This is a genomic window from Marinobacter sp. L-80 (assembly GCF_056859395.1).
Map to the genome: position 1 here is coordinate 78,635 of NZ_JBSXOI010000046.1, position 25,468 is coordinate 104,102.

Below are 25,468 nucleotides of genomic sequence, written 5' to 3' on the forward strand. Positions count from 1 at the left end.
TTGCAGCCGGACTTTGGCACCGCTGCCTGCAGGTCAGGTTGACTTCGGAGCTTTCAAAAATGTCGGAGGCCAAGGATGGCCGAGGACAAGCGCACAGGGATGTGCTTGTAGCGGTTTTTGGAAGCTCCGAAGTCAACCTGACCGTTCACTCCGAAGATGGCAGGCTTAAAGGTCTTCCAGAGCAGTAAGAGCATCACTCAGTTTGGTAACGGGAATCACCTTCATGCCGTCGATGGCCTTGCGCGGGGCATTGGATTTCGGTACCAGAGCCCGCGTGAAGCCGTGTTTGGCGGCTTCGTAGATGCGCTCCTGGCCACTGGGCACCGGGCGGATTTCCCCGGAGAGGCCGACTTCGCCGAAGATCACCAGGTCCTGGGGTAGGGCTCGGTCGCGGAAGGAGGAGACAATGGCGGCCAGCAGCGCGAGATCGGCGCTGGTTTCGTTTACTTTTACGCCACCAACCACGTTCACGAACACGTCCTGGTCGGATACGTGCATGCCGCCATGGCGGTGCAATACGGCAAGGAGCATGGCCAGCCGGTTCTGATCGAGGCCAACTGCGACCCGTCTGGGGTAGCCGCCCTGAGCCATATCCACCAGGGCCTGGATCTCCACGAGCATCGGGCGGGTACCTTCCCAGACCACCATCACCACGCTTCCAGGGGCAGCGTCTTCGCCGCGGTTCAGGAAGATCGCGCTGGGGTTCTTCACTTCCTTTAGCCCCTGTTCCAGCATGGCGAACACGCCCAACTCGTTCACTGCACCAAACCGGTTCTTGATCCCCCGAAGGGTTCGATAACGGCTGTCGCTGGAGCCTTCCAGCAGGATAGAGCAGTCGATCATGTGTTCCAGAACCTTCGGGCCGGCCAGGCTGCCGTCTTTGGTGACATGGCCGACCAGAAACAGAATGGTGCCGGTCTGCTTGGCGAAACGGGTGAGGTAGGCGGCGCTTTCCCGTACCTGCGAGACACTGCCCGGGGCGGACTCGATATCCGCCATGTGCATCACCTGAATACTGTCCACCACCAGAATCCGGGGTTTTTCTGCCTCGGCCACCTGCATGACTCGTTCGACACTGGTTTCGGACAGCATCTTCAGGTCTTTGGTGGGCAGGCCCAGCCGTTTGGCGCGCATGGCGACCTGTTGCAGGGATTCCTCACCGGTGACATACAAAGCGGGGACGCTGGCGGCAAGATGGCAGACGGCCTGTAGCAGCAGTGTGCTCTTGCCGGCGCCCGGATGGCCGCCCATCAGTACGGCAGAGCCTTCGACCAGGCCGCCGCCCAGGACCCGATCGAACTCCTGCATGCCGGAGCTGATGCGAGGCTGCTCGGCCAGGCTGACGTCGTCCAGGCTCTGAACTTCGGATAGGCTGCCGGCGAATCCCTCAAAGCGGGCACCGCGGGCGCCTTTGCTGTTGCTGCTGACGCCGCGGACTTCGCTGATGGTGTTCCAGGCCTGGCATGCCGTGCACTGGCCCTGCCACTTGGAATAGTCTGCACCGCACTCGGTGCAGACAAAGGCGGTTTTGGTTTTCGCCATCAGGCCAGCTTCTTGTACTTCATGCGCTTGGGCTGCATGGCTGAATCGCCCTTACGCTTCTTGAAGTCCTCATCGTACTCCGTGAAGTTGCCTTCGAAGTACACCACCTCGCCATCATCTTCGAACGCCAGAATATGGCTGGCTACGCGGTCGAGGAACCAGCGATCGTGTGAGATCACCAGGGCAGAACCCGGGAAGTTCAGCAGGGCTTCTTCCAGCGCCCGGAGGGTTTCCACGTCCAGATCGTTGGTGGGCTCATCCAGCAGCAGCACGTTGCCGCCCTGTTTCAGCAGCTTGGCCAGGTGCAGGCGGTTGCGCTCACCGCCGGACAGGTCGCCAACCCGCTTCTGCTGGTCGCTGCCCTTGAAGTTGAAACGGCCTACGTAAGCCCGGGAGGGCGTCTCGTAATTGCCAACCTTGATGATATCGTTGCCGTCGGAGAGCTCTTCCCAAACGGTTTTGCTGCCATCCAGGTCACGCATCTGGTCCACGTAGGCCAGTTCCACGGTTTCGCCGACGGTGATGTCACCAGAGTCCGGCTTGTCGAAACCGGCAATCATCTTGAACAGGGTGGATTTGCCGGCACCGTTACCGCCGATAATGCCCACGATGGCACCGGGCGGTACGCTGAAGGACACGTCTTCATACAGCAGGCGGTCACCGAAGGACTTGCTGATGCCGTCCACCTCGATCACCTTGTTGCCCAGGCGAGGTCCGGGCGGAATGTAGAGTTCGTTGGTTTCGTTGCGCTTCTGGAATTCCTGGGAGCTCATCTCCTCAAAGCGGGCCAGACGGGCCTTGCTCTTGGACTGACGGCCCTTGGCATTGCTTCGCACCCACTCCAGTTCCTGTTTGATGGCTTTCTGGTGAGAGGCTTCCTGCTTGGATTCCATCTCCAGGCGCTTCTCCTTGTTTTCCAGCCACTGGCTGTAATTGCCTTCAAACGGAATGCCGTGGCCACGGTCCAGTTCCAGGATCCAGCCGGCGACGTTGTCGAGGAAGTACCGGTCGTGGGTGATGGCGACCACGGTGCCTTCGTAGTCATGCAGGAAGCGCTCGAGCCAGGCCACGGATTCGGCATCCAGGTGGTTGGTGGGCTCGTCCAGCAGCAGCATGTCCGGGCCGGACAGCAGCAGACGGCACAGTGCGACCCGGCGGCGCTCACCACCGGAAAGAACGCTTACTTTCTGATCCCAGGGTGGAAGACGCAGGGCGTCCGCGGCAACTTCCATCTTGCGTTCAATGTCGTGGCCATCGGTGGCCTGGATATAGGCCTCCAGCTCGCCCTGCTTCTTGGCCAGGGCGTCAAAGTCGGCATCCGGTTCGGCGTAGGCTGCGTACACCTGGTCCAGTTCGGCCAGGGCGTCGTGGACGCCGGAAACCGCCTCGTCGACGATCTCCTTGACGGTTTTTTCTTCGTCCAGCTCCGGCTCCTGGGGCAGATAGCCCACGTTGATGCCAGGCTGCGGACGGGCTTCACCGATGTAATCCTGGTCTACGCCCGCCATAATGCGGAGCAGGGTGGATTTACCGGCACCGTTGAGGCCCAGAACGCCGATCTTGGCGCCGGGGAAGAAGCTCAGGGAGATGTCTTTCAGAATCTCGCGCTTGGGCGGGACCACCTTGCCCACGCGGTTCATGGTGTAGACGTATTGCGCCATTTTGTCAGCATCCTTCTTGCGAATTGAGTGTCGAGATCACTGAAGGTGTCTGGCTGAGGCCATCGGGTAGGGCGATCCGGGATCGTCAAAATCAGGGATGATTTTGTCGAGCGTACAGGGATGTATTCACAGCGTATCCCGGATCGCCCTACCCGATGGCCGTAACTCCACAAGCCGCAACCAATGAACGTAGACCGGCTAAGGTATCGAAACCTACCAGTGATAGCAATTGAGCAGAAACCGGAGTTGGCCGCATGCCGGTATCTGCGGACGGTTAAAGGGTGATTTTTCACCCGTTTGTAAGATAGAATAGCGACCCAATTTTTCAGGGAGCCTGCGGAGATCGCCAAAGCTCTCCGGGCCAGCCAAGCACACAGGGGCAGCGCATCCATGTTTAATCGTGAAATGAAAATCGCCGGCTTTGACGACGAACTCTGGAACGCCATGCAGGCGGAAGAGAAGCGCCAGGAAGCTCACATCGAGCTGATCGCGTCCGAGAACTACACCAGCCCCCGAGTGATGGAAGCCCAGGGCAGCGTGCTGACCAACAAGTACGCGGAAGGCTATCCGGGCAAGCGCTACTATGGCGGCTGCGAGTTCGTGGATATTGCCGAAGACCTGGCGATTGAACGTGCCAAAGAGCTGTTTGGTGCTGCCTATGCCAACGTCCAGCCGCATTCTGGTTCCCAGGCCAACTCGGCTGTCTTTATGGCTCTGCTCAAGCCTGGTGATACGGTTCTGGGCATGAGTCTCGCCCACGGTGGCCACCTGACTCACGGCGCCAGTGTCAACTTCTCCGGCAAGATCTACAATGCCGTGCAGTACGGTATCAATACCGACACTGGCCTTCTCGACTACGATGAGATCGAAGCGCTGGCTCTTGAGCACAAGCCAAAAATGATTATTGCTGGCTTCTCAGCCTACTCCCAGGAGCTGGATTTCGCCCGCTTCCGTGAGATTGCCGACAAGGTGGGCGCTTACCTGTTTGTCGATATGGCCCACGTGGCTGGCCTGGTGGCCGCGGGCGTTTACCCGGATCCGGTTCCCCATGCCCACGTGATCGCGACGACTACACACAAGACCCTGCGCGGTCCCCGTGGTGGTCTTATCCTGGCCTGCGATGATGCTGATCTGCAGAAGAAGCTGAACTCTGCGGTATTCCCGGGTGGCCAGGGCGGGCCTTTGATGCACGTGATTGCCGCCAAGGCCGTGTGCTTCAGGGAAGCCATGAGTGACGAGTTCAAGACATACCAGCAGCGGGTTGTGAAGAACGCCTCCGCCATGGCTCAGGTGTTCGTTGATCGCGGCTACGACGTGGTCTCCGGTGGCACCAGGAACCACCTGTTCCTGGTCAGCCTGATCAAGCAGGACATTACCGGTAAAGATGCGGATGCGGCGCTGGGCCGTGCTCACATTACCGTGAACAAGAACGCGGTTCCCAATGATCCCCGGTCCCCGTTTGTCACTTCCGGTCTGCGTATTGGCACCCCGGCGATCACTACTCGCGGTTTCGGCGAGTCCGAGTGTCGTGACCTGGCCGGCTGGATCTGCGATATCCTCGATAACCTGGACGATGAGGCGGTCAACAGCCGGGTTCGCGAACAGGTGAGTGCGCTCTGCGCCCGTTTTCCTGTCTACGGCTAATCGTTTTATAGCTAGACTACAGGCATGACCTGCCGGGCCGAACTTTCGGCCCGGCTTCCTCTTCGGAGTTCCTGACTATGCATTGTCCCTTCTGTGGTGAAGCAGATACCAAGGTGATTGACTCCCGGCTGGTGGCCGAGGGTGATCAGGTGCGTCGCCGCAGGGAATGTCTGTCCTGTCGGGAGCGTTTTACTACCTTCGAATCTGCCGAGTTGGTGATGCCAAGGGTGGTCAAACAGGATGGTACCCGACAACCGTTTGATGAGGAAAAGCTGCGCGCCGGGCTGATGAAAGCGCTGGAAAAGCGCCCCGTGAGCATTGAACAGATTGATGCGGCTCTCAATCGGATCAAATACCGGTTGCGGGCGACCGGAGAGCGGGAAGTGAAGTCCATGCAGTTGGGTGAAGAGGTGATGACCGAATTGCGCCAGTTGGACAAGGTCGCCTATGTCCGCTTCGCGTCGGTGTATCGCAGTTTCCAGGATATCAACGAGTTCAAGGAAGAGATTGAGAGACTGTCGGCAAGCAACGGTGAGGCGGCCGTTGACGTCGCCAAAGCGTTGGCGGATAACCACGCCCCGAAAGGAAAGGCATGATCGAGAACCGCGACAGGGCCATGATGGCGCGGGCTGTCCAGCTTGCCTGGCGCGGTCGGTACTCTACCCATCCCAATCCCCGGGTTGGCTGTGTCATTGCCCGCGGCGATCTGATACTCGGTGAGGGCTGGCATGAGCGTGCCGGAGAAGCCCACGCTGAGATCCGCGCCCTGAGTCAGGCCGGTCCGGACGCCCGGGGAGCGACAGCCTATGTAACCCTGGAGCCGTGCAGCCACTTTGGTCGTACACCGCCCTGTGCCAGGGCGCTGATTGATGCCGGTGTTGCCCATGTGTATGCCGCCACCAAGGATCCGAATCCCTCGGTATCCGGACGCGGGCTGGATATGCTGAGGGAGGCTGGCGTTCAGGTTACCGAAGGCTTGCTGGCGGAAGAAGCTGTTCGCCTGAATCCGGGTTTCATGAAGCGCATGAACACCGGGCGGCCCTGGGTGCGGCTGAAAATGGCAGCGAGCCTGGATGGTCGTACTGCCATGGCTTCTGGCGAGAGCCAGTGGATAACCGGTGCTGAGTCGCGCCGGGATGTCCAACGCCTCCGAGCGATCAGCGACGCCATCCTGACCGGTGTTGGTACTGTGCTCGCCGACGATCCCTCGCTGACAGTCCGTCGCGAGGAGCTCGGAGACATTGGCGATGCCACCGAGCCGTCCAGGCAGCCGCTGCGGGTAATTGCCGACCGGGATGCGCGCACGCCCTCCACGGCGAATATTCTTCAGGGCGGCAATGTGCAGGTGTTCTGTGCATCATCAACTCTGGCCACGGCGCCGGCCCAGGATTTGGCGGCACTGGGCATCAGCCTTACCGGCGTCGCCTGGAAAGACAACGGCATTGATCTGGCCGAACTGCTGGACTCGCTGGGGGAGCTGGGTATCAACGAGCTGCTGGTGGAGGCGGGACCCACTCTGGCCGGCACCTTTATTAACGAAAATCTGGTCGACGAACTCTGGCTCTACCAGGCGCCGGTTTTCCTGGGCAGTACGGGGAGGCCGACCGCCCACCTGCCGCTGGAAACCATGGCAGATAAAGTACAATGGAACGTGCTGGATCGACGTCAGGTGGGTGAGGATCAGCGCCTGATTCTCACTCGCCGGTAATTCATAAACTCAGGTTGTTCCGGAAGCCAACATTTGCCGGAGCGCCGCAAGGGTAAAAAACCACATGGCACTGAACAGCATTGAAGACATCATAGAAGATATCCGTCAGGGCAAAATGGTCATACTGATGGATGACGAGGATCGCGAGAATGAGGGCGATCTCGTGATGGCTGCTGAGCATTGCACGGCCGAAGCCATCAACTTCATGGCCCGGTTTGGTCGTGGCCTGATTTGCATGCCTATGACCCGGGACCGCTGCGAACAGCTGGGTCTTCCATTGATGGTGCAGCAGAACGCCTCCGGCTTCGGAACCAAGTTTACCCTCTCCATTGAGGCCGCTGTAGGCGTGACGACTGGCATCTCGGCTGCGGACCGTGCCCGTACTGTTCAGGCGGCAGTGGCGCGCAACGCCAGGGCCAGTGATCTGGTCCAGCCCGGCCATATTTTCCCGTTGATGTCTGATCCCGGCGGTGTGCTGAGCCGCGCCGGGCACACGGAAGCATCCTGTGATCTTGCGGCGCTGGCCGGCTGCGAACCGGCGGGTGTGATCTGCGAGATTATGAATGACGATGGCTCGATGGCTCGTCGGGAAGATCTGGAGCGGTTTGCCGAAGAGCACGACCTCAAGATCGGCACCATTGCCGATCTGATTCATTACCGCACCATGAACGAACGCACCGTGGAGTGTGTGGAAGAGAACGACCTGGACACCGAGTACGGCGTATTCAAACTTCGGACCTATCGCGACAACATCCAGGGAGCCACTCATCTGGCCATGTTGATGGGAGATATTTCCCCCGACGAACCGGCCTTTGTACGGGTCCACATCACCGATACCCTTCGGGATCTTCTGGGGGCCCGCCGCAAGGATTCCCGTAGCTGGCCTCTACATCACGCATTGGAGAAAGTGGCGGAGGAAGGCAAGGGCGTGGTTGTCCTGCTGAACAGTGCCGAGGACAGCTACAATCTGGAAGACCGTATCCAGGAATTCTTTGATGAGGGGAAAGGCTCCTCTGGCAAGGGCAGCTCAGGCGTTTACTTCACCGTAGGCACTGGTTCCCAGATTCTCCGGGATATCGGTGTCGGCAAGATGCGTCTGCTGAGCCCGCCGATCAAATTCTCGGCCATTTCCGGTTTCGATCTGGAAGTTGTTGAATACGTTCCCTATACCCCCGAATGATAAACCCGGTCGTGGCCCCGATGCCGCGACACGTGAAGGAGCCATCAATGGCAGATATCAGAGTAATTGAAGGTGATTTTACCGAGTGCAGTGGGCGCTATGCCCTGGTGGTGGGCCGTTTTAACGGCTTTGTTGTAGAAAGCCTGGTTGAGGGTGCGCTGGACACCCTGCGCCGTCACGGTATTTCCGATGATGACGTCACCATTGTTCGCGTGCCGGGAGCTTATGAAATGCCCCTGGCGGTCAAGCGCGTTGCAGAAACCGGCGAGTACGATGCGATTATCGCCCTGGGTGCGGTCATCCGTGGCGGAACGCCTCATTTCGAGTACGTTGCCGGCGAAGCCTCCAGTGGTATTGGCGCTGTCAGTCTTGATACTGACGTGCCGGTGACTTTCGGTGTCCTGACAGTGGACTCCATCGAGCAGGCCATCGAGCGTTCGGGCACCAAGGCCGGTAACAAGGGTGCGGAAGCGGCGATCACCGCCCTTGAAATGGTCAGCCTTTTCAAGAAGCTGGGTGAGTAATGAGTGACACTGAAGGTACATCACCGCAGCCGGCCCCGTCCGGCAAACCGAAAGCCGGTGATCGACGCCGTGCCAGGGCCCTGGCCATGCAAGGGCTCTATCAGCGCCATTTCAGCAAGACGGCGATTTCTGACATTGAAGCCGAGTTCATGGTCGACAATGACATGACCAAGGTTGATCTGCTGTATTTTCGCGATCTGCTCCGTGGTGTCCATCGTGAGCAGGGCGAGCTGGACAAATTGATCGAGCCTTTTCTTGATCGGCCCATTCACGAGGTGGATCCGGTGGAGCTGGCTATCGTGCGCCTTGGGGCCTATGAGCTGAAGCATCGGCTGGATGTGCCCTATAAGGTGGTTATCAACGAGGGCATTGAAATGGCCAAGCGCTTCGGCGGCACCGAGGGCCATAAGTTCGTCAACAGCATCCTCGACAAGCTGAGCGGCCGACTTCGGCTCGCTGAGACCCGCTCCCGCTAGCCCATGGGCGAGTTCGAGCTGATTCGGCGTTACTTTCTGCCGCTCTCCGGGCGGCAGAAATCCCGAGCCCTGATTCTCGGGCCGGGGGATGACTGCGCGATTCAGCGGATACCCGCCGGCCGGGATCTTGTCTTTTCCGTGGATGCTTTTGTTGAAGGTGTCCATTTCCCCCGAAACTATCGCCCGGATTACCTGGGTTGGCGTGCGCTCGCCGCAGCAGCCAGTGATCTCGCTGCCATGGGTGCCGACCCGGAATGTTTCACTCTTGCGCTGACCCTGCCGGCCCCGGATGAGCAGTGGCTTGAAGACTTCTCGAGAGGGCTGAGAAGTGCCAGCGAGGCGTTCGGTCTTGAATTGGCGGGTGGGGACACCACCTCCGGCCCGCTTACTTTGAGCCTGCAGGTGCATGGCACCGTGGAGCAGGGGGCCGGGATTCGACGCTCGGGCGCCCGTCCCGGCGACTTGATTGCGGTGTCGGGAACCCTGGGCGACGCCGGCGCTGCCCTTGATTATCTCTCGGAACCTGCCCCCTCCGCTGACATGCTCGCCGTGCTGGAGCATTACCACCGGCCCCGGCCCAGGCTGGCTCTTGGGACAGGGATTCGCCAGTATGCCAGCGCCGGAATTGATATCTCTGATGGTTTGCTGGCTGATCTTGGGCATATTCTGGATGCTTCCGGGGTGGGGGCCCGGATCGAGAGTGCCAGGTTGCCGCTTTCGCCTGAGCTTGACAGGCTCAAGGGAGAGAAGGCTTTGGACTACGCATTGCGTTCAGGAGACGATTACGAGCTGTGCCTGTGTTTCCCCCGGGAAAACTGGGACCGCGCACCGGCCTCTCTCACGAGCCAGCTTACCGTGATCGGTTCCGTCGAGGCTGAGCAAGGGCTGTATCTGGATGGCGCCGACTGCAGTTCGGAGGCGCTACCTGCGGGTTTTGATCATTTCAGGAGTGAATCATGAGTCAGGAAGGCCCGACTCCGGAGCCGGAGGCGCCTGCAGTCATACTGCCTCCGGGCTTTTTGCGTAACCCGGTACACTTACTCGCTTTTGGTTTTGGCAGTGGCGCAACGGCGAGGGCTCCCGGCACCTGGGGAAGCCTGGCAGCCATCCCGCTCTGGTACGGTTTCGCCTGGTTACCGCCGGTGGGCTACTGGCTGGTGGTCCTGGTCGCTTTTATCGTAGGTATCTGGCTCTGCGGCAAGACCGCCGAGGACCTCAAGGTTCATGATCATGGCGGCATTGTCTGGGATGAATTCGTCGGGATGTGGATTGCCCTTGGCCTGTTCCCCGACAATATTTATGGGGTGCTTGGCGCTTTCGCGCTGTTCCGGCTGTTCGACATTGCCAAGCCGTGGCCCATAAGCTGGCTGGACCAGCACCTGCCAGGCGGGCTGGGGATCATGGTAGACGATGTTATCGCCGGCTTAATGGCTCTGGCCTGCTTGTGGGCGGTGGACCTTTGGCTGGTGCCCGTCATGGTGTAGAGGGGGTCACCGCGCCCCTGTCAGTGGAGTTGCTGTTCTTCGGGCAACATCCGGACAACATGCAGAAATCGCTTCAGGCCGGTCTCTGCTCGCTCCCGCGAAGCGAACGGGCCACTGTCAAACCCTTCCCGGGTGGTGAAGTACCATTTGCTCCCTACGCAGAAGAATCGACTACTGCGAAAGGGAACCGGCCCTTCTTCTCCGGTCCTGCGTTGGGTGTCCATGGCGTCTCCTGTACTGCCCGCTTTTCGGGCGCCGCATTAATATCTGCCGATCTGTTTAAAATTAACCCAATTCGGGGCGAATTCAACATTTTTTTACAATTTCACGGGTTGGGTCTCAATCGGGATCAGCGTTGAAAACGCCGGAGTGGGGGAGCGAAGCCCGCCGTTGTCTTGCACTCGTCAGAATGCTACCAAAGCGGCGGAAGCCGGGGAGACCTATGGGTTCGAATTTGATCGGCCCGAGTCGCGTCAGGAGGCCGAGCAGGAAATGCCGGAGCGCTCCGGCAAGCGCTGAAAACGCGCTTGAACGGTTGAAAACCATTTGGGAAACAGCGAGTGACGAAGAAAAGAAGGCGTTTCTTCGTTGGGCGTTCGAATAAGCGAGTCTTGCTTGACCGTTTCCGGGTCCGGTTCAGGCCCGGAAACGTTTCAGGGCTTTCTTGAGAAGCCCCTCCATCGCGGTCATGGCATCATCTGCGAGGGTCTGTGTTGGGGAGGCTGCGATGGGTTCTTTGGTTTCCTCTGTTCCGAGCCGTTCCATGGCCGCTTCAATGGCGTTGAGGCTTTCATCCACGTGAGCCTGCAATGACTCTCCGTGGGCCACCACATCGGGGCAGGTGGTGAAATTCAGTGTCAGCCTTCCCTCATAGCTCACCGCTACAATCACCAGTCCCATACTGTCGAACAGCGGCGCCGTATTGTATTGCTGAACCAGGCGTGCACCCTGCAGATACAGTGGAACCTGTGGTCCGGGAACGTTGGTGATTGGCAGATTGAATACCGGCTGGTAACGCTGGGCAATTTGCAATTCCGAATAAAGCCTCGCGGACAGCGCCAGCATGGTTGAAGGCAGCAGTTCCGTCAGCCGATCTGCAGCAATAGCCTCCCGGTAGGGCTCCGAAGCAACCGCGTTCCAGTGTATGCGCCGTATCCGCTGGGCGGGATTGGTTTCATCGGTCGCCAGATCCAGCAGCATGGCAGACATCTGGTTCCCGGTGGCTCGGCGCAGGCTGTTGGAACGAACCGAAATCGGTGTCATTGCCACCAGGGATTTGTCGGCATTGGCGCCCTCGCTGATCAGATAGCGCTTCAGGGCCTCGGCACAAAGGCCCAAAACCACATCGTTCAACGTTACGTCCCCGAGAAACGCCTTGATCGCCTTCAGGCGCGAAAGCTCCACGCTGGCGGCGACAATCTGCCGATTTGCCGTAATCTGCCGATTGAAAGGGCTGTTTGGGGCGGAAAACAGGGGCAGCGGGAGTGGCAGTTTGCGCAATTGCTTCTGGATCAGTCCCCGGGCTGTAGCCTCGGCTGCGTTGAACGCCAGAGAGGTGAACTGCAGTGGCGTGCGAACGATGTTCGCACCGGCCTGGAGCATGACCCGTTCTTCCGAGGGTTCTGGTCTGGGCTGCCAGGGTCGAGGTGGCGCAATCGGGCTGGGCTCGGGCGTATACTCCAGCAGTTTGCCAATAATCTCCTCGCCACTGAATGCGTCGATGGCAGCGTGGTGCAATTTGACGATCAAGGCGAAGCCGTCACTGCCGGTGTCCTCCTCGTCCAGTTTGAAGCCGTCTACGAAGGTGATGTGCCAGAGCGGGCGGTCCCTTTTCAGAGGTTCTTCCAGAATCCGTGAGGCCAGCGTCATCAGGCTTGCCTTGCGGCCGTGTTCGCCCAGATTAACGTAGGCAAGGTGGCGCTCGATGCTGAAATCGGGGTCATCAATCCAGTAGGGGCGGCCCAGGCGCAGGGGAATTTCTTTCAGGCGTTGCCGGAAAACCGGCACAACATGCAGGCGGCTTCGAAGGTAGGCGACAAAGGTGCTGAAGGCCAGCGGTTTCTCCCGTTCGGAAGCATCGAAGAGGTAGATGCCTCCGATGTGCATCGGTGTGGTTTCCGACTCGAGATACAGGAACGAGGCATCCAGTTCCGACAGTTGCCGCATCAGAGAGCTCCCTTCGGCGTTGGTTTCAGCTGCAGTATAAACGAAGTGCCCGGGCAAACGGTTGACTCATTTGCCTGGTATGACGCCGAGCTGGAGTCATACCATTTGCTTTATTTTCAGCCTGTTAGCCAGTCTGAAACGGCTCCCTCCGCGCTGAGTCGGTCCCAAAACCACATCAGGGCCTTGCTCTGGTCCTCGGCATGCCTGGCCAGTTGCAGTTTGATTGGTTGTCGCGATTCCTGCACTTCCTTGATGACCAGCTTGCCTTCCTTCAGTTCTGCGCTGATTCGTGCCCTTGGCAACCATCCCACGCCGAGGCCGGCTACCTGTATAGCGATCTTCTGGTCAATGTTGGCCACCGTCAAGGTTCGCTGGCGGTGGAATATGCCGGCGTGGCCCGGGGGCAAGGACCTTGATGTGTCTGCAGCGACGGCTGCCGGATAACGGGAGATTTCGTCCTCGGAGAGCGGCGCTTCGGCATCGGCCAGGGGATGATCGGCGGCAACGGCAAAAACGAACGGCATGTCGCCCAGGGATTGGGTTGTGTAGTTTCCCGCTGGCTTGCTGAAATTATCGGCGCCGATGATCAGATCCACGCGGCGGCTTTGCAGAGCATCCCAGGTTCCGGCAAAGACCTCTTCCACGATTTGTACATCTACCGGTACGCCCAGCTCATAGAATTCCCGGATTGCCGGAAACAGGCATTCCGCCGGCAGCAGTGAGTTGAACCCGATCCGTAACCGCGTTTCCCAGCCCTGGGCGACCTGGCGCGTGGTGTGCGCGAGGTTTTCTGCCGCCTCGAGCAGTGTGCGGCCCTCTTCCAAAAGGTAGCGGCCGGCCGGTGTCAGTCGGGCGCGGTGACCGGTTCGGTCGTAAATGGCGACATTCAGGTCTTCTTCCAGCTTCTGCACGGTGTAACTGATGGCGGAGGGAACCCGGAACAGTTCGTTGGCGGCACCGGCGAAACTGCCTTTGCGGTCAATGGCATCAAGGACTTTGAGGGCGTCAATGGTGATGGCTGTATGCATGTTCGAATTATCTGAGGTTGTTGGCCAGAAATGCTTGTTTGAGAGCGTAGCAGGGTCCCCGGTATTCTGCCTGTATTGATTTCATCATGTTCAGGAATTTTAACGGGAGGGCTTTATGGGCCTGCTGATTGATGGCAAATGGCACGACAAGTGGTATGACACCGACAAGACCGGTGGCAAATTTGAACGGGAAGCGGCGCGTTTCCGGAACTGGGTGACCGCCGATGGCTCGCCGGGGCCGGATGGCGAAGGCGGTTTCAAGGCGGAATCCGGGCGCTATCACCTGTATGTCTCAATGGCCTGCCCCTGGGCGCATCGGACGTTGATTTTCCGGAAGCTCAAAGGTCTGGAGAAGCACATTTCAGTGTCAGTGGTGCACCCTGACATGGTTGAAAACGGCTGGGAATTCCGGCCCGACAGCGAGCAGCACCGGGACCATCTCCATGGATTCCGCTTCATGCATCAGGTCTACACCAAGGCTGCACCGGAATATTCTGGCCGGGTAACAGTGCCGACCTTGTGGGATAAAAAGAAAGAAACGATTGCGAGCAACGAGTCGGCCGAAATTATCCGGATGTTCAATTCGGCATTTGATGGCCTTGAGGGTGTTCGTACCGATCTGGATTTCTATCCCGGGGAGCTGCAAGAAGAGATTGATACTGTGAACGCCCGGGTTTACGACACGGTTAATAATGGCGTTTACAAGGCGGGCTTTGCCACTGCGCAGGATAAGTACGAGGAAGCCTACAATGCGTTGTTTGATTCTCTCGACTGGCTTGAGGAGCGGTTGTCTTCTCAACGGTATCTGGTCGGTGGCCGGCTGACCGAGGCTGACTGGCGGTTGTTCACCACGTTGATCCGGTTTGATGCAGTGTATTACAGCCACTTCAAGTGCAACCGCCAGCGGATCAGCGATTTCCCGGCGCTTTCTGCCTACGTTCGGGACCTCTACCAGGTGCCAGGCGTGGCGGAGACCGTGGATATTAATCAGATCAAACGCCACTACTACGTAAGCCAGAGAACCATCAACCCGACTCAGATAGTACCGGTTGGTCCGGAGCTGGACTTTGACTCACCCCACGGGCGCGAGTCCCTTAGCTAACCCGCGCGACCGCGACTTCGGTCAGCAGTTCCATGGCTTCTTTATGGCCTGAGTCTGGAAGGGGGTGAAGGCAGGTCTGGGCCAGTTCGGCCTGCTCTCTGGCCTTGGTCATGGTGTATTCGATCGCGCCCGAGCGCTCAACGATGTCGAGGATTCGGGGCAGATCATCCAGGCCGCCTTTTCGGATCGCCTGACGGATAAGCTGCCGCTCGTCCTCGGTGCCATGGCTCATGGCGTGGATCAGCGGCAGGGTGGTCTTGCCTTCAGCGAGATCGTCGCCCACGTTTTTGCCCATGGCTTCGGCGTCGCCCCGGTAATCCAGGACATCGTCCACCAGCTGGAAAGCCAGGCCCAGATGCTTGCCGTAGTCTTTCAGGCCCAGCTCCTGCTCTGCATTGGCGTTGGCAAGCAGTGCGCCGGTGTGGGAGGCGGCTTCGAACAGCATGGCAGTCTTGTTGTGGATGACCTTCATGTACTGCTCTTCGGTGAGGTCCGGGTTTTTCACGTTCATCAGTTGCATAACCTCGCCCTCGGCGATTACCGCCGTGGCGTGGGACAATACGTCCATGATCCGCAGGCTTTTCAGTTCCACCATCATCTCGAAAGCACGGGCGTAGAGGAAATCACCTACCAGAACACTTGGCGCGTTGCCCCAGCGGGCGTTGGCGGTGCTCCGACCCCGGCGCATGTCCGAGGTGTCTACTACATCATCGTGTAGCAGGGTGGCGGTGTGCAGGAATTCGATCACGGCTGCGAGCTTGAGGTGGTCGTTTTCCTCGTAGCCGGCGGCCTGGCTGGAAAGCAGAACCAGTAGCGGTCTCAAGCGCTTGCCGCCGCTTTCAATGATGTACTGGGCGATTTTCTCCACCAGGGGAACATCTGAGGAAAGCCGCTGGATGATCAGATCATTAACGCGGCTGAAGTCGTCGGCCACGGTGTCGTAAATGCGCTGGGCTGTCATGCGGCTTGTGGATCCCTTGCTGGTGTTATCGTCGTTACGATCGTTGATATTAAAGGCAGGTCGCGGCAATGCTAGGTATTGCCGAAGGTAGTGTCAACTTGGCTTGTGTTGCGGTGCGTCTTTTCGTACAATCACGCGCCCAACTCATCCCAACCTGCGCTCCCTGCTATAGGGTCGCCAGAGCGCCTCCCTTAGAACCAGGTGGATAAGAGCAGGGATGGGTCAATCGTGGAGAACGAGTGAATGTACGCAGTTATTGTTAGCGGTGGCAAGCAGCACCGTGTAAAAGAAGGCGAAACCCTGAAGCTGGAAAAGCTGGAAGTTGAAACCGGCGGTAACGTTGAGTTTGATCGCGTTCTGCTGATCGCCGACGGCGACAAGGTTCAGGTAGGCGCGCCGGTAGTTGATGGTGCCAAAGTGACCGCAGAAGTGGTTAGCCACGGCCGTCATGACAAGGTTCAGATCATCAAGTTCCGTCGTCGTAAGCATCACATGAAGCGTCAGGGCCACCGTCAGTGGTTTACTGAAGTCAAGATCACGGGTATCAAGGGCTGAGGCTCTCGAATTACCCCTTAAATAAGGAGGCTGGTAATGGCTCATAAAAAGGCAGCAGGTAGTACCCGTAACGGTCGCGATTCCGAGTCTAAACGACTTGGTGTGAAGCGCTTTGGCGGCGAGACTGTATCTGCAGGCAGCATCATCATCCGTCAGCGTGGCACTCGTTTCCACGCTGGTAGCAATGTTGGCATTGGCAAGGACCACACCCTGTTTGCGAAAGCAGACGGCCAGGTGAAGTTCGAAACCAAAGGCCCGCAGAGCCGTAAGTTCGTGAGCATCGTTCCGGCTGCGTAAGCAGCGGCGATCCGGTTCTGTCGAACCCTGGGTGGCGCTGATATCCTGATATTATCAGGTGCTCAGAACCATCCGGAGCCCCGCAAAGCTTCCTAGAGGCTGCGGGGCTTTTTAGTTTATGCGCATGGCGCAAAGGGTTGATTCATGAAATTCGTAGACGAAGCCACCATCATTGTGGAAGCCGGCAAGGGCGGTCACGGCTGCCTGAGCTTCCGGCGAGAAAAATACGTTCCCAAGGGTGGCCCCGATGGCGGCGACGGGGGCGATGGTGGTTCCGTATATCTGGAAGCCGAGGAGTCGCTGAACACGCTGATCGACTACCGGTTCCAGCGCAAACACAAGGCCCAGAATGGCGAGCCGGGCTCCGGCCGCAACTGTACCGGCAACAAAGGCGAGGACCTGGTTCTGCCGGTTCCGGTCGGCACCACGGTGGTCGATATGGATACCCATGAGGTCCTGGGAGATCTGACCCACGCCGGCCAGCGCCTCAAGGTGGCCCAGGGCGGGTTTCATGGTCTTGGCAACACCCGTTTCAAATCCTCGGTGAATCGCGCCCCGCGCCAGACTACCAAGGGTTCCGAGGGCGAGTTGCGTAACCTGAGGCTGGAGTTGAAGGTGCTGGCGGACGTGGGTTTGCTGGGCATGCCCAATGCTGGCAAGTCTACCTTTATCCGTTCGGTGTCGGCGGCTCGCCCGAAGGTTGCGGACTATCCGTTTACCACGCTGGTACCCAATCTTGGTGTTGTCAGTGTACAGGCGCACCAGAGTTTCGTGATTGCCGATATCCCGGGTCTGATTGAAGGTGCCGCCGAAGGTGCCGGCCTGGGTATCCGCTTCCTGAAGCATCTCGTGCGCACCCGTCTACTGCTGCACCTTGTGGATGTGGCACCGTACGATGGCTCGTCGCCCGCCGATGCGGTTAGAGCGATCGAGCATGAGCTTGAGAAGTTCAGCGAAACTCTGGCCAACCGTCCGAGATGGCTCGTACTGAACAAGGTCGACATGGTGGCCGAAGAAGATCGCGATGCTCATTGTCAGGCCATTGTCGATGAGCTCGGATGGGAAGGGCCGGTTTTCTGGATCTCTGCGCTCAGTGGCGAGGGCACCAAGTCCCTGGCTCAGGCCGTCATGCGCTGGATCGAAGAGCAGGCTGAGGAAGAGGCCCAGAATCCGGAATTCGCGGAGCGGGAGGCCCAACGTCGCCGGCAGATGGACGACGAAGCTCGCGCCCGTATTGAAGCCGAGCGTCAGGCACGCCGCGCGGCCCGCGAAGAGGACGATGACGACGACTTTGACGATGATGATTACGATGTCGAAGTGGTCTACGCCCCGGAGTAAACCAAGGACTGATACCAGAGAGATCGCTCAAGCACCATGACTGAACGCCTACAGTTGCGCCAGGCCCGTCGCCTGGTTATCAAGATCGGAAGCGCTTTGCTGACCAACGATGGCCGTGGCCTGGATGTGGCGGCCCTGGGTTTGTGGGTGGATCAGATCGCCGAGCTTATTGAAGATGGCGTGGAGGTGGTTGTCGTTTCCTCTGGTTCCGTCGCCGAGGGAATGAGTCGTCTTGGCTGGACTGTCCGGCCAGAGCAGCTCCATGAGTTGCAGGCTGCTGCGGCGGTTGGTCAGATGGGTCTGGTGCAGACCTGGGAGGCCCAGTTCAAACGGCACGATATCCATACCGCCCAGATTCTGTTGACTCATGACGACCTCTCCGACCGCAAGCGCTATCTGAATGGCCGGGGAACCCTCAGGGCCCTGCTGAACCTGGGTGTCGTGCCCATTGTGAACGAAAACGACACTGTGGTTACCGACGAGATCCGGTTTGGCGATAACGACACCCTGGGCGCCCTGGTTGCCAATCTGATTGAGGCGGATGGCCTGATTATCCTCACTGACCAGCTGGGCCTCTTTGACAAGGATCCCAGGAAGCATTCGGATGCCTGTCTGGTGACCGAGCGCAGGGCCGGCGATCGCGAACTGGATGCCATGGCGGGTGGCGGCGCCGGTGTTCTCGGGCGCGGCGGCATGCAGACAAAGTTGCGTGCTGCGAGGCTTGCTGCCCGGTCCGGGGCTTTCACCGTCATTGTTGGTGGTCGCATTGAGGGCGTGATTGGTCGCCTGCGGCAGGGTGATGTAATCGGTACTCTGTTATTGCCGGAGCAGGGCCGGATTGCTGCCCGAAAGCAATGGCTCGCCAGCCACCTGCAGACCCGTGGCAGGCTGACTCTGGATGATGGTGCGGTGAAAGTGCTGTGCCTGGGTGGCCGCAGTCTTCTGCCGGTGGGTGTTAAAGGTGTGTCGGGGCAGTTTCGCCGTGGCGAGATGGTGTCCTGCTTCGACCAGAGTGGTCGTGAAGTCGCCCGGGGGCTGGTTAATTACGACGCCGACGAAGCCAGGGCTATTGCCGGCCGTTCCAGTGACCGGATTACCGAGATCCTTGGCTATATGTCAGGCGAGGAGATGATCCACCGGGACAATCTGGTGATTGTGTGATAATCGCTCGTCCATAAAAAAAACCGGCCAGATGGCCGGTTTTTTTGCCTGAATCGAGCTGATTAGGCGCTCTTCAGGGCCTTGATCTTGGCGCTCAGGCGGCTCTTGCTACGAGCAACCTTGTTCTTCGCGAAGATGCCTTTGTTGACCATGCTGTCCAGAATCGGCTGAGCCTGCTGGAAAGCGGCCTGGGCTTCTTCGTAGTTGCCGGCTTCGATCTTGGATTGGATCTTTTTCACATAAGTACGAGCCATGGAGCGCAGGCTTGCATTGTGCTTGCGGTTCTTCTCGTTCTGACGTGCGCGCTTCTTGGCTTGCGGGGAATTTGCCACCGTAAAACTCCTGAAAATCTCAAATTCGTTGCTGAATGATTCGTTACATCGCGGGCGCGCCAAAACCAGCGCGTCGAAATAAATGACGCGGAACTATGCCGCTCAAACCTTCAAATGTCAAGGCTAAAACCCATTTCATGCCCCGACACAGAAGGCCTGTGGTAAACTCGCGGCTCACTGAACGCGGGCTTGACCGGGAAGCAGGTAATTCCCGAAATACGAGCGCCAAAAGGATATTCAGAATGCCAAGCAAGGGCCTGCATGTCGTCGGAACCTGAATCAACGCCTGAACAGAAGCAATTACCCAAGCCGCCAGGACTGCTCAGATCGTCGGGGCTCGTCGGTATTATGACCATGCTGTCCCGGGTGCTGGGTCTGGTTCGGGATATGGTCATCGCTCGCTATTTCGGTGCCGGTGCCGGTGCCGATGCTTTTTTTGTGGCTTTCAAGATTCCGAATTTCCTGCGTCGGCTATTTGCAGAAGGCGCCTTCTCCCAGGCGTTCGTGCCGGTATTGTCCTCCTACCGGGAAAATCAGTCGCTCTCGGACGTTCAGCGGCTGGTCAATGCGGTGGCTGGCTCCCTCGGCTTGGTGCTGTTGGGCGTCACGCTGGTGGCCATTCTCGGGGCGCCGGTGCTGACGGCGGTCTTTGCCCCTGGTTTCCTGGATGATGAGGTGAAATTTGCGCTGACCAGCGATATGTTGCGCATCACCTTTCCGTACCTGTTGCTGATATCCCTGACAGCCTTCGCCGGCGGCATCCTCAACAGTTACGATCGCTTTGCGGTACCCGCGTTTACCCCGGTTCTTCTCAATCTGGCGATGATTGCGGCAGCCATCTGGTTGACGCCGTTGATGGATGAGCCCGTGATGGCCCTGGCCTGGGGCGTTTTCATTGCCGGGGCTCTGCAGCTCTTTTTCCAGTTGCCATTTCTGATGCGTCTGGGCCTGTTGCCAAGGCCTCGAGTGGACTATCGCCATGAAGGCGTCAGCCGGATTCTTAAGCTGATGGCGCCGGCGCTGTTTGGGGTGTCAGTCAGCCAGATCAACCTGCTGCTCGACACGGTTCTGGCGTCCTTTCTCCAGACCGGCAGCGTTTCCTGGTTGTACTACTCCGATCGGCTCTCGGAATTGCCCCTCGGCGTGTTCGGTATAGCCATTGCCACGGTGATCCTGCCGAGCCTCTCACGTAAACATGCTGCAGCATCAGCGGACCAGTTTGCGGCCACTCTGGACTGGGCAGTCAGGGCGGTTCTGCTGATTGGTTTGCCAGCGGCGCTGGCGCTGGCGCTGCTGGCCGAGCCGCTGATTGCGACCCTGTTTCACTATGGGGCGGTAACGGACCGGGATGTTGCCATGTCGGCCCAGAGCTTGCGGGCCTATTCCGCCGGGTTGCTGGCGTTCATGCTCATCAAGGTTCTGGCGCCGGGGTTTTTCGCAAGAGAAGACACCAAAACCCCGGTCAAGATCGGCATCATTGCCATGGTGGCAAACATGGTGTTCAACCTGATTCTCATTTTCCCGCTGGCCCACGCCGGTCTCGCGCTGGCTACCTCAATATCGGCCTGGTTGAATGGCTACCTTCTTTGGCGCGGACTGCGTAAGGAAGGGGCCTGGCAGAGCCAGCCCGGCTGGCCCCGGTTTCTGCTACAGCTGCTATTTGCCAACGGTGCCCTGGCGGCCGTCATTGTCTGGCTCAACGCCCCGGTGTCGGTGTGGCTGGCAAACGAAGGCTATCAGCGTGCAGCGGACATGGCGATGCTGGTAGGGGCGGGTGTCGCCGTGTACTTCGTTGCACTGGCGCTGGCCGGGGTTCGGGTAAGACATTTCCGCCACAGGTAAGGTATAATCGCGCGTTTTCTCACCAGCGTTGCGGTAAAAGTGAGCGCTGAAAGCTAGCTGGCAATTGAAGGTTCGCATTGCATGCGTCTGATCCGGGGCCTGACCAACCTGAAAATGCTTTCCCGTCGGGAGGATTCACCGCTCGCCAACGGGTGTGTCGCCACCATCGGTAACTTCGACGGTGTGCACCTTGGGCACAAGACCATTATTGATCAGGTCAAAAGTAAGGCCAAGGCCCTGGGCGTGCCCTCGGTGGTGATGATTTTCGAGCCCCAACCCCGGGAGTTTTTTCAGGGCAGGGAAGCGCCGCCGAGGCTGATGGGATTTCGTCAGAAGTTCGAGGCCCTGCTGGCGGAAGGCATTGATATTGTGCTGTGCCTGCGCTTCAACCAGGCGTTCCGTAGTTATTCGGCCATGGGCTTTATAGACGATGTTCTGATCCATGGATTGGCGGTTCGTCACCTTGTGGTCGGCGATGATTTCCGTTTTGGCTGTGATCGGGCGGGCGATTTCGCGCTTCTCGAGAAAGTTGGATACGACGCCGGATTTTCCGTCGAGAATACCCTGACAGTAACCGTCGACGGCGAGCGAGTAAGCAGTACACGTGTCAGGGATTTACTCACGGTGAATGGGCTCGAGAAAGCCGAATCGCTGCTGGGCCACCCCTATCGAATCCGGGGGAGGGTCGTGTATGGCCGCCAACTGGGGCGCCAGATTGGTGCGCCAACCGCGAATATTTTGTTACATCGGACACCCGCCCTGCGCGGTGTCTATGTGGTTGCCGCCACCCTTGACGATGGCGCCCGATTCGATGGCGTTGCCAATATTGGTGTGCGTCCGACCGTTGACGGCAAGCGGCCCTCACTGGAAGTGCACCTGTTTGACTTTGCTGGCACACTTTATGGTCAGCACCTGGAGGTTGTGTTCCGGCATGGCCTGCGGGACGAGGAAAAATTCGGTTCTGTGGATGAGCTGAAAGATCAGATTGCCCGGGATTTTGACCAGGCTCGAGCGTGGATTGCCGAAAACGGCTCTGTGAAAAGCGCGGATTGAAACGCCCGGCTGCGCCCCAACGAATAAATGACCGACCCAAACTGACCAAGACCAAAAGAGTACGCACACAAACCATGAGCGACTACAAGCACACCCTGAATCTGCCGGAAACCGCCTTCCCCATGCGCGGCAACCTGGCCAAGCGCGAGCCGGAAATGCTCAAGCGCTGGCAGGATCTCGACGTCTACGGCAACCTGCGCAAGCAGCGTGAAGGGCGGGAAAAGTTCATCCTTCATGATGGCCCTCCTTACGCCAACGGCAGCATTCACATTGGTCACGCGGTCAACAAGATTCTCAAGGACATGATCGTCAAGTCCCGCAGCTTCATGGGCTATGACGCGCCTTACGTGCCGGGCTGGGACTGTCATGGTCTGCCGATCGAGCACAAGGTGGAGCAGGAGATTGGCAAGGCCGGTGTGAAGGTGGATTACAAGACCTTCCGCCAGGCCTGTCGCGACTACGCCACCAAGCAGATTGCCGGTCAGAAAACCGATTTCATCCGCCTGGGCGTGATGGGGGAGTGGGATAAACCCTACCTGACCATGGATCCCAAAGTTGAGGCGGGTATTGTTCGTGCACTTGGCAAGATTGTCGCCAAGGGCCATCTGGTGCGTGGTTACAAACCGGTTTACTGGAGTGTGGTGGGTCAGTCCGCACTGGCAGAAGCCGAGGTTGAATACCAGGACAAGACCTCGACCCAGATCGATGTGCGCTTTACCGCGGTTGATCAGGCAAAAGCCCTGTCACTGTTTGGCACCGATAATGGCAATGGCAATGGCGATGTGTCCGTGGTTATCTGGACCACCACGCCCTGGACCATTCCCGCTAACCAGGCCGTTTCCCTTAATGCCGATCTGGACTATGCATTGGTACAGACCGATGTCGGGCACGGCCCGGAGCGGATGATCCTGGCTGCCGACATGGTCGATGGCATCATGGCCCGCTGGCAAGTTGAGAGCTACGAAGTGCTGGCAACCTGTGCTGGCGCGGCGCTTGAGAATCTGGTTCTTCAGCACCCGATCTACGACAAGCAGGTCCCTGTTATCCTGGGCGACCATGTTTCCATGGACGCCGGCACCGGCGCTGTTCATACCGCGCCCGATCACGGCATGGAAGACTTTGAGGTAGGCAAGGCCTACAACATCGGCACCATCAACCTGGTTCAGGCGGATGGCACCTACACTTCCGCCGCCGGTGAGCTGGCCGGTGTACACGTTTACAAGGCCGATGAGCCGGTTTGCAGCGCCCTCGAGCGCGAGGGCAAGCTGGTCCGCTCCGAGAAGTTCCGTCACAGCTATCCCCACTGCTGGCGTACCAAGACCCCGCTGATCTACCGGGCCACACCCCAGTGGTTTATCAGCATGGATAAGGAAAACCTGCGCGCTGATGCTCTTGAAGCGATCCAGGGTGTACGTTGGGTGCCGTCCTGGGGTAAGAACCGTATCGAAGCCATGTTCAACCAGTCGCCGGACTGGTGCATCTCCCGTCAGCGGACCTGGGGCGTGCCAATCACCCTGTTTATCCACAAGGAAACCCAGGAGCTGCACCCGGACACCCAGAACCTGGTTGAACAGGTGGCCCAGCGGATCGAAGAGGGCGGTATCGATGCCTGGTACGAGCTGGACGCGTCTTCCCTGCTGGGCAGTGATGCCGAGCAGTACGAGAAGGTAACGGATACCCTGGATGTCTGGTTTGATTCCGGCGTCACTCACGAGTCGGTCCTGCGGGTTCGCGAGGAGCTGGGCCAGTTCCCGGCGGATATGTACCTCGAAGGCTCAGACCAGCACCGTGGCTGGTTCCAGTCGTCCTTGAAAACCTCCATCGCCATGAATGGCGTGGCGCCTTACAGGCAGGTTCTGACCCACGGCTTTACCGTCGATGGCAAGGGCCACAAAATGTCCAAATCCCTGGGCAACGTCATCGCGCCCCAGGAAGTCATGAACGAGCTGGGCGCCGACATCCTGCGCTTGTGGGTGGCCGCAACCGACTACAGCGGCGAAATGACCGTGTCCAAGGACATCCTGCGCCAGACCGCCGATGGTTACCGCCGGATCCGGAACACCTCCCGCTTCCTGCTGAGCAACCTGACCGGATTCGATCCGGAGCAGCACATGGTCGCGCCGGAAGACATGATCGCGCTGGATCGCTGGATGGTGGACCGTGCCCTGCAATTGCAGGAAGAGCTGCATGAGGACTATGGCAACTACGCCTTCCTTCGGATTTACCAGAAGGTGTACAACTTCTGTGAAGCCACCCTGGGCGGCTTCTATCTGGATATCATCAAGGATCGCCAGTACACCACCCAGGCTGACAGTCTGGCTCGTCGTTCCTGCCAGACAGCCCTGTACCATGTGGCCGAAGCGCTCGTTCGCTGGATTGCCCCGATTCTCAGTTTCACCGCTGATGAAATCTGGCAGCACCTGCCTGGCAAGCGCAGCGATACCGTGTTCTATGAAACCTGGTATGAAGGCCTTACTGCGTTGCCGGATAACGCCGAGCTTGGCCGCGACTACTGGCGCGAGATGTACAGTGTGAAAGAGGCCGTCAACAAGTGCCTGGAGGAAGCCAGGGCACGGGGTGAAATCAAAGGCTCTTTGAGTGCCGAAGTCACCCTGTTCTGTGAAGGCGATCTGGCAGCTGATCTGAAGCACCTCGGTGAAGAGCTGCGCTTTGTTCTGATCACTTCAGAGGCCAGCGTTAAGCCAGTTTCAGAAGCCGGCGATGCGGAAATGACTTCCCACGAGGGTCTTCGAGTCAACGTAGCACCGGCTGCCCATACCAAGTGCGAGCGCTGCTGGCACCACCGGGAAGACGTCGGCCGCAATGCCAAGTACGACGACCTCTGTGGTCGCTGTGTGACCAACGTGGAAGGGCCCGGCGAAGCCCGCGCCTACGCCTGATGGAGGCGACCATGGCTGAGCAGGTCACCGGGAGCAAATTGAAGTGGCTTTGGCTGGCGGTACTGGTGATCGCTCTGGATCTCGGCACCAAGGCCATGGCCACCGCCATGCTGACTTACGGCAACCCGGTTCCGGTGATTCCGATGTTCAACCTGACGCTGCTGCATAACACTGGAGCAGCGTTCAGCTTCCTGGCCGGCGCTTCTGGTTGGCAGCGCTGGTTCTTCGTAACCCTGGCGCTGGTGGTCAGTGTGGTACTGATCTACTGGCTGAAAAATCTACAGCGCCATGAGACCTGGACCGCTGTTGCCATCGTACTGATACTCGGCGGCGCCTTGGGCAACGTCTACGATCGGGTGGTGCACGGCTACGTGGTCGACTTCCTGCACTTTTACTGGCAGGACTGGCACTTTCCCGCCTTTAACCTGGCCGACACCGCGATCACTATCGGTGCCGCCATGATGATACTTGATATGTTCCGCAAACCCGCCGATTCGGACGGGGATGCGTAAAG

Annotated in this window: 25 protein-coding genes; 18 read left to right on the plus strand and 7 right to left on the minus strand. The window is 58.8% G+C overall.

Translation table 11 applies throughout. From position 1 onward, the window contains the following. Positions 1–165: 165 nt before the first annotated feature. A complete protein-coding gene (radA, locus tag AC13E3_RS04555) occupies positions 166–1,542 on the minus strand; it encodes a DNA repair protein RadA (protein ID WP_482901766.1) in 1,377 nt (458 codons plus the stop codon). Further along, complete coding sequence (gene ettA, locus AC13E3_RS04560; protein ID WP_104323167.1) at positions 1,542–3,203, minus strand: energy-dependent translational throttle protein EttA; 1,662 nt, start codon at positions 3,201–3,203, stop codon at positions 1,542–1,544. The genes radA and ettA overlap by 1 nt, the downstream gene beginning before the upstream one ends. A 390-nt stretch (positions 3,204–3,593) precedes the next feature. Between ettA and glyA the strand changes: the two genes are divergently transcribed. From glyA to AC13E3_RS04600, 8 genes are all read left to right on the plus strand, one after another. Then, complete coding sequence (glyA, locus tag AC13E3_RS04565; protein WP_482901767.1) at positions 3,594–4,847, plus strand: serine hydroxymethyltransferase; 1,254 nt, start codon at positions 3,594–3,596, stop codon at positions 4,845–4,847. 77 nt (positions 4,848–4,924) lie between these two features. Then, entirely contained in the window at positions 4,925–5,443 is a 519-nt protein-coding gene (nrdR, locus tag AC13E3_RS04570) for a transcriptional regulator NrdR (protein WP_008170769.1), read from the plus strand. Then, on the plus strand, positions 5,440–6,555 hold the full coding sequence (gene ribD, locus AC13E3_RS04575; RefSeq protein WP_482901768.1) for a bifunctional diaminohydroxyphosphoribosylaminopyrimidine deaminase/5-amino-6-(5-phosphoribosylamino)uracil reductase RibD: 1,116 nt from the start codon (positions 5,440–5,442) through the stop codon (positions 6,553–6,555). Before nrdR ends, ribD begins: the two co-directional genes overlap by 4 nt. 64 nt (positions 6,556–6,619) lie before the next feature. Next, entirely contained in the window at positions 6,620–7,735 is a 1,116-nt protein-coding gene (ribBA, locus tag AC13E3_RS04580) for a bifunctional 3,4-dihydroxy-2-butanone-4-phosphate synthase/GTP cyclohydrolase II (RefSeq protein WP_008170765.1), read from the plus strand. A 47-nt stretch (positions 7,736–7,782) separates the two neighbouring features. Then, positions 7,783–8,259 (plus strand): 6,7-dimethyl-8-ribityllumazine synthase, encoded by a 477-nt coding sequence (gene ribH, locus AC13E3_RS04585; protein WP_273070336.1) that lies wholly within the window; start codon positions 7,783–7,785, stop codon positions 8,257–8,259. Then, positions 8,259–8,735 (plus strand): transcription antitermination factor NusB, encoded by a 477-nt coding sequence (nusB, locus tag AC13E3_RS04590; protein ID WP_202348066.1) that lies wholly within the window; start codon positions 8,259–8,261, stop codon positions 8,733–8,735. Before ribH ends, nusB begins: the two co-directional genes overlap by 1 nt. Before the next feature lie 3 nt (positions 8,736–8,738). Further along, entirely contained in the window at positions 8,739–9,695 is a 957-nt protein-coding gene (gene thiL / locus AC13E3_RS04595; RefSeq protein WP_482901769.1) for a thiamine-phosphate kinase, read from the plus strand. Further along, entirely contained in the window at positions 9,692–10,219 is a 528-nt protein-coding gene (locus tag AC13E3_RS04600; RefSeq protein ID WP_482901770.1) for a phosphatidylglycerophosphatase A family protein, read from the plus strand. Before thiL ends, AC13E3_RS04600 begins: the two co-directional genes overlap by 4 nt. 20 nt (positions 10,220–10,239) lie before the next feature. Here the strand turns inward: AC13E3_RS04600 and AC13E3_RS04605 are convergent, their stop codons facing one another. Further along, on the minus strand, positions 10,240–10,443 hold the full coding sequence (locus tag AC13E3_RS04605) for a DUF6316 family protein (RefSeq protein ID WP_064230225.1): 204 nt from the start codon (positions 10,441–10,443) through the stop codon (positions 10,240–10,242). A 166-nt stretch (positions 10,444–10,609) separates the two neighbouring features. Between AC13E3_RS04605 and AC13E3_RS04610 the strand changes: the two genes are divergently transcribed. Beyond that, positions 10,610–10,738, plus strand: a complete 129-nt coding sequence (locus tag AC13E3_RS04610; protein ID WP_482901771.1) for a hypothetical protein — start codon at positions 10,610–10,612, stop codon at positions 10,736–10,738. A gap of 117 nt (positions 10,739–10,855) precedes the next feature. On the opposite strand, the gene AC13E3_RS04615 is transcribed toward AC13E3_RS04610, so the two are convergent. Further along, on the minus strand, positions 10,856–12,385 hold the full coding sequence (locus AC13E3_RS04615) for a WS/DGAT/MGAT family O-acyltransferase (RefSeq protein WP_482901772.1): 1,530 nt from the start codon (positions 12,383–12,385) through the stop codon (positions 10,856–10,858). A 116-nt stretch (positions 12,386–12,501) separates the two neighbouring features. Beyond that, positions 12,502–13,413: a LysR substrate-binding domain-containing protein gene (locus tag AC13E3_RS04620; protein ID WP_482901773.1), complete on the minus strand. Its 912-nt coding sequence runs from the start codon at positions 13,411–13,413 to the stop codon at positions 12,502–12,504. A 115-nt stretch (positions 13,414–13,528) separates the two neighbouring features. Between AC13E3_RS04620 and AC13E3_RS04625 the strand changes: the two genes are divergently transcribed. Continuing rightward, the gene (locus AC13E3_RS04625) at positions 13,529–14,515 is read left to right on the plus strand and encodes a glutathione S-transferase family protein (protein WP_053114496.1); all 987 of its coding nucleotides are present in this window, start codon (positions 13,529–13,531) and stop codon (positions 14,513–14,515) included. Here the strand turns inward: AC13E3_RS04625 and ispB are convergent. Next, a complete protein-coding gene (gene ispB, locus AC13E3_RS04630; RefSeq protein ID WP_482901774.1) occupies positions 14,508–15,476 on the minus strand; it encodes an octaprenyl diphosphate synthase in 969 nt (322 codons plus the stop codon). The genes AC13E3_RS04625 and ispB overlap by 8 nt on opposite strands. A 243-nt stretch (positions 15,477–15,719) precedes the next feature. On the opposite strand from ispB, the gene rplU reads away from it, so the two are divergent. The 4 genes from rplU to proB all read left to right on the plus strand — a co-directional run bounded on the left by rplU (position 15,720) and on the right by proB (position 18,827). After that, on the plus strand, positions 15,720–16,031 hold the full coding sequence (gene rplU / locus AC13E3_RS04635; protein ID WP_008170744.1) for a 50S ribosomal protein L21: 312 nt from the start codon (positions 15,720–15,722) through the stop codon (positions 16,029–16,031). A gap of 36 nt (positions 16,032–16,067) precedes the next feature. After that, positions 16,068–16,328, plus strand: coding sequence for a 50S ribosomal protein L27 (rpmA, locus tag AC13E3_RS04640; protein ID WP_008170742.1), 261 nt, complete (start codon positions 16,068–16,070; stop codon positions 16,326–16,328). 144 nt (positions 16,329–16,472) lie between these two features. After that, the gene (gene cgtA / locus AC13E3_RS04645) at positions 16,473–17,666 is read left to right on the plus strand and encodes an Obg family GTPase CgtA (RefSeq protein WP_008170740.1); all 1,194 of its coding nucleotides are present in this window, start codon (positions 16,473–16,475) and stop codon (positions 17,664–17,666) included. Between the two features lie 36 nt (positions 17,667–17,702). Beyond that, the gene (gene proB, locus AC13E3_RS04650; protein ID WP_008170737.1) at positions 17,703–18,827 is read left to right on the plus strand and encodes a glutamate 5-kinase; all 1,125 of its coding nucleotides are present in this window, start codon (positions 17,703–17,705) and stop codon (positions 18,825–18,827) included. A 62-nt stretch (positions 18,828–18,889) separates the two neighbouring features. On the opposite strand, the gene rpsT is transcribed toward proB, so the two are convergent. Next, on the minus strand, positions 18,890–19,159 hold the full coding sequence (rpsT, locus tag AC13E3_RS04655; protein ID WP_008170735.1) for a 30S ribosomal protein S20: 270 nt from the start codon (positions 19,157–19,159) through the stop codon (positions 18,890–18,892). A gap of 261 nt (positions 19,160–19,420) precedes the next feature. Here rpsT and murJ point away from each other — a divergent pair, with 261 nt between their 5' ends. From murJ to lspA, 4 genes are all read left to right on the plus strand, one after another. Beyond that, entirely contained in the window at positions 19,421–21,001 is a 1,581-nt protein-coding gene (gene murJ, locus AC13E3_RS04660; protein WP_081467504.1) for a murein biosynthesis integral membrane protein MurJ, read from the plus strand. Between the two features lie 81 nt (positions 21,002–21,082). Further along, positions 21,083–22,054, plus strand: a complete 972-nt coding sequence (ribF, locus tag AC13E3_RS04665) for a bifunctional riboflavin kinase/FAD synthetase (protein WP_008170730.1) — start codon at positions 21,083–21,085, stop codon at positions 22,052–22,054. Between the two features lie 74 nt (positions 22,055–22,128). After that, complete coding sequence (ileS, locus tag AC13E3_RS04670) at positions 22,129–24,954, plus strand: isoleucine--tRNA ligase (RefSeq protein WP_482901775.1); 2,826 nt, start codon at positions 22,129–22,131, stop codon at positions 24,952–24,954. Beyond that, complete coding sequence (lspA, locus tag AC13E3_RS04675) at positions 24,954–25,466, plus strand: signal peptidase II (RefSeq protein WP_092033003.1); 513 nt, start codon at positions 24,954–24,956, stop codon at positions 25,464–25,466. Before ileS ends, lspA begins: the two co-directional genes overlap by 1 nt. Positions 25,467–25,468: the final 2 nt, after the last annotated feature.

What these genes read in the sequence shown, in the direction of transcription:
- lspA (WP_092033003.1), top strand. Translation starts at nt 24,954, where the DNA reads ATGGAGGCGACCATGGCTGAGCAGGTCACCGGGAGCAAATTGAAGTGG.
- AC13E3_RS04600 (WP_482901770.1), top strand. Translation starts at nt 9,692, where the DNA reads ATGAGTCAGGAAGGCCCGACTCCGGAGCCGGAGGCGCCTGCAGTCATA.
- AC13E3_RS04605 (WP_064230225.1), bottom strand. Translation starts at nt 10,443, where the DNA reads ATGGACACCCAACGCAGGACCGGAGAAGAAGGGCCGGTTCCCTTTCGC.
- cgtA (WP_008170740.1), top strand. Translation starts at nt 16,473, where the DNA reads ATGAAATTCGTAGACGAAGCCACCATCATTGTGGAAGCCGGCAAGGGC.
- AC13E3_RS04620 (WP_482901773.1), bottom strand. Translation starts at nt 13,413, where the DNA reads ATGCATACAGCCATCACCATTGACGCCCTCAAAGTCCTTGATGCCATT.
- ribH (WP_273070336.1), top strand. Translation starts at nt 7,783, where the DNA reads ATGGCAGATATCAGAGTAATTGAAGGTGATTTTACCGAGTGCAGTGGG.
- rpmA (WP_008170742.1), top strand. Translation starts at nt 16,068, where the DNA reads ATGGCTCATAAAAAGGCAGCAGGTAGTACCCGTAACGGTCGCGATTCC.
- glyA (WP_482901767.1), top strand. Translation starts at nt 3,594, where the DNA reads ATGTTTAATCGTGAAATGAAAATCGCCGGCTTTGACGACGAACTCTGG.
- ettA (WP_104323167.1), bottom strand. Translation starts at nt 3,203, where the DNA reads ATGGCGCAATACGTCTACACCATGAACCGCGTGGGCAAGGTGGTCCCG.
- nusB (WP_202348066.1), top strand. Translation starts at nt 8,259, where the DNA reads ATGAGTGACACTGAAGGTACATCACCGCAGCCGGCCCCGTCCGGCAAA.
- thiL (WP_482901769.1), top strand. Translation starts at nt 8,739, where the DNA reads ATGGGCGAGTTCGAGCTGATTCGGCGTTACTTTCTGCCGCTCTCCGGG.
- ispB (WP_482901774.1), bottom strand. Translation starts at nt 15,476, where the DNA reads ATGACAGCCCAGCGCATTTACGACACCGTGGCCGACGACTTCAGCCGC.
- ribF (WP_008170730.1), top strand. Translation starts at nt 21,083, where the DNA reads ATGCGTCTGATCCGGGGCCTGACCAACCTGAAAATGCTTTCCCGTCGG.
- AC13E3_RS04615 (WP_482901772.1), bottom strand. Translation starts at nt 12,385, where the DNA reads ATGCGGCAACTGTCGGAACTGGATGCCTCGTTCCTGTATCTCGAGTCG.
- radA (WP_482901766.1), bottom strand. Translation starts at nt 1,542, where the DNA reads ATGGCGAAAACCAAAACCGCCTTTGTCTGCACCGAGTGCGGTGCAGAC.
- rplU (WP_008170744.1), top strand. Translation starts at nt 15,720, where the DNA reads ATGTACGCAGTTATTGTTAGCGGTGGCAAGCAGCACCGTGTAAAAGAA.
- AC13E3_RS04625 (WP_053114496.1), top strand. Translation starts at nt 13,529, where the DNA reads ATGGGCCTGCTGATTGATGGCAAATGGCACGACAAGTGGTATGACACC.
- ribD (WP_482901768.1), top strand. Translation starts at nt 5,440, where the DNA reads ATGATCGAGAACCGCGACAGGGCCATGATGGCGCGGGCTGTCCAGCTT.
- ribBA (WP_008170765.1), top strand. Translation starts at nt 6,620, where the DNA reads ATGGCACTGAACAGCATTGAAGACATCATAGAAGATATCCGTCAGGGC.
- proB (WP_008170737.1), top strand. Translation starts at nt 17,703, where the DNA reads ATGACTGAACGCCTACAGTTGCGCCAGGCCCGTCGCCTGGTTATCAAG.
- murJ (WP_081467504.1), top strand. Translation starts at nt 19,421, where the DNA reads ATGTCGTCGGAACCTGAATCAACGCCTGAACAGAAGCAATTACCCAAG.
- nrdR (WP_008170769.1), top strand. Translation starts at nt 4,925, where the DNA reads ATGCATTGTCCCTTCTGTGGTGAAGCAGATACCAAGGTGATTGACTCC.
- ileS (WP_482901775.1), top strand. Translation starts at nt 22,129, where the DNA reads ATGAGCGACTACAAGCACACCCTGAATCTGCCGGAAACCGCCTTCCCC.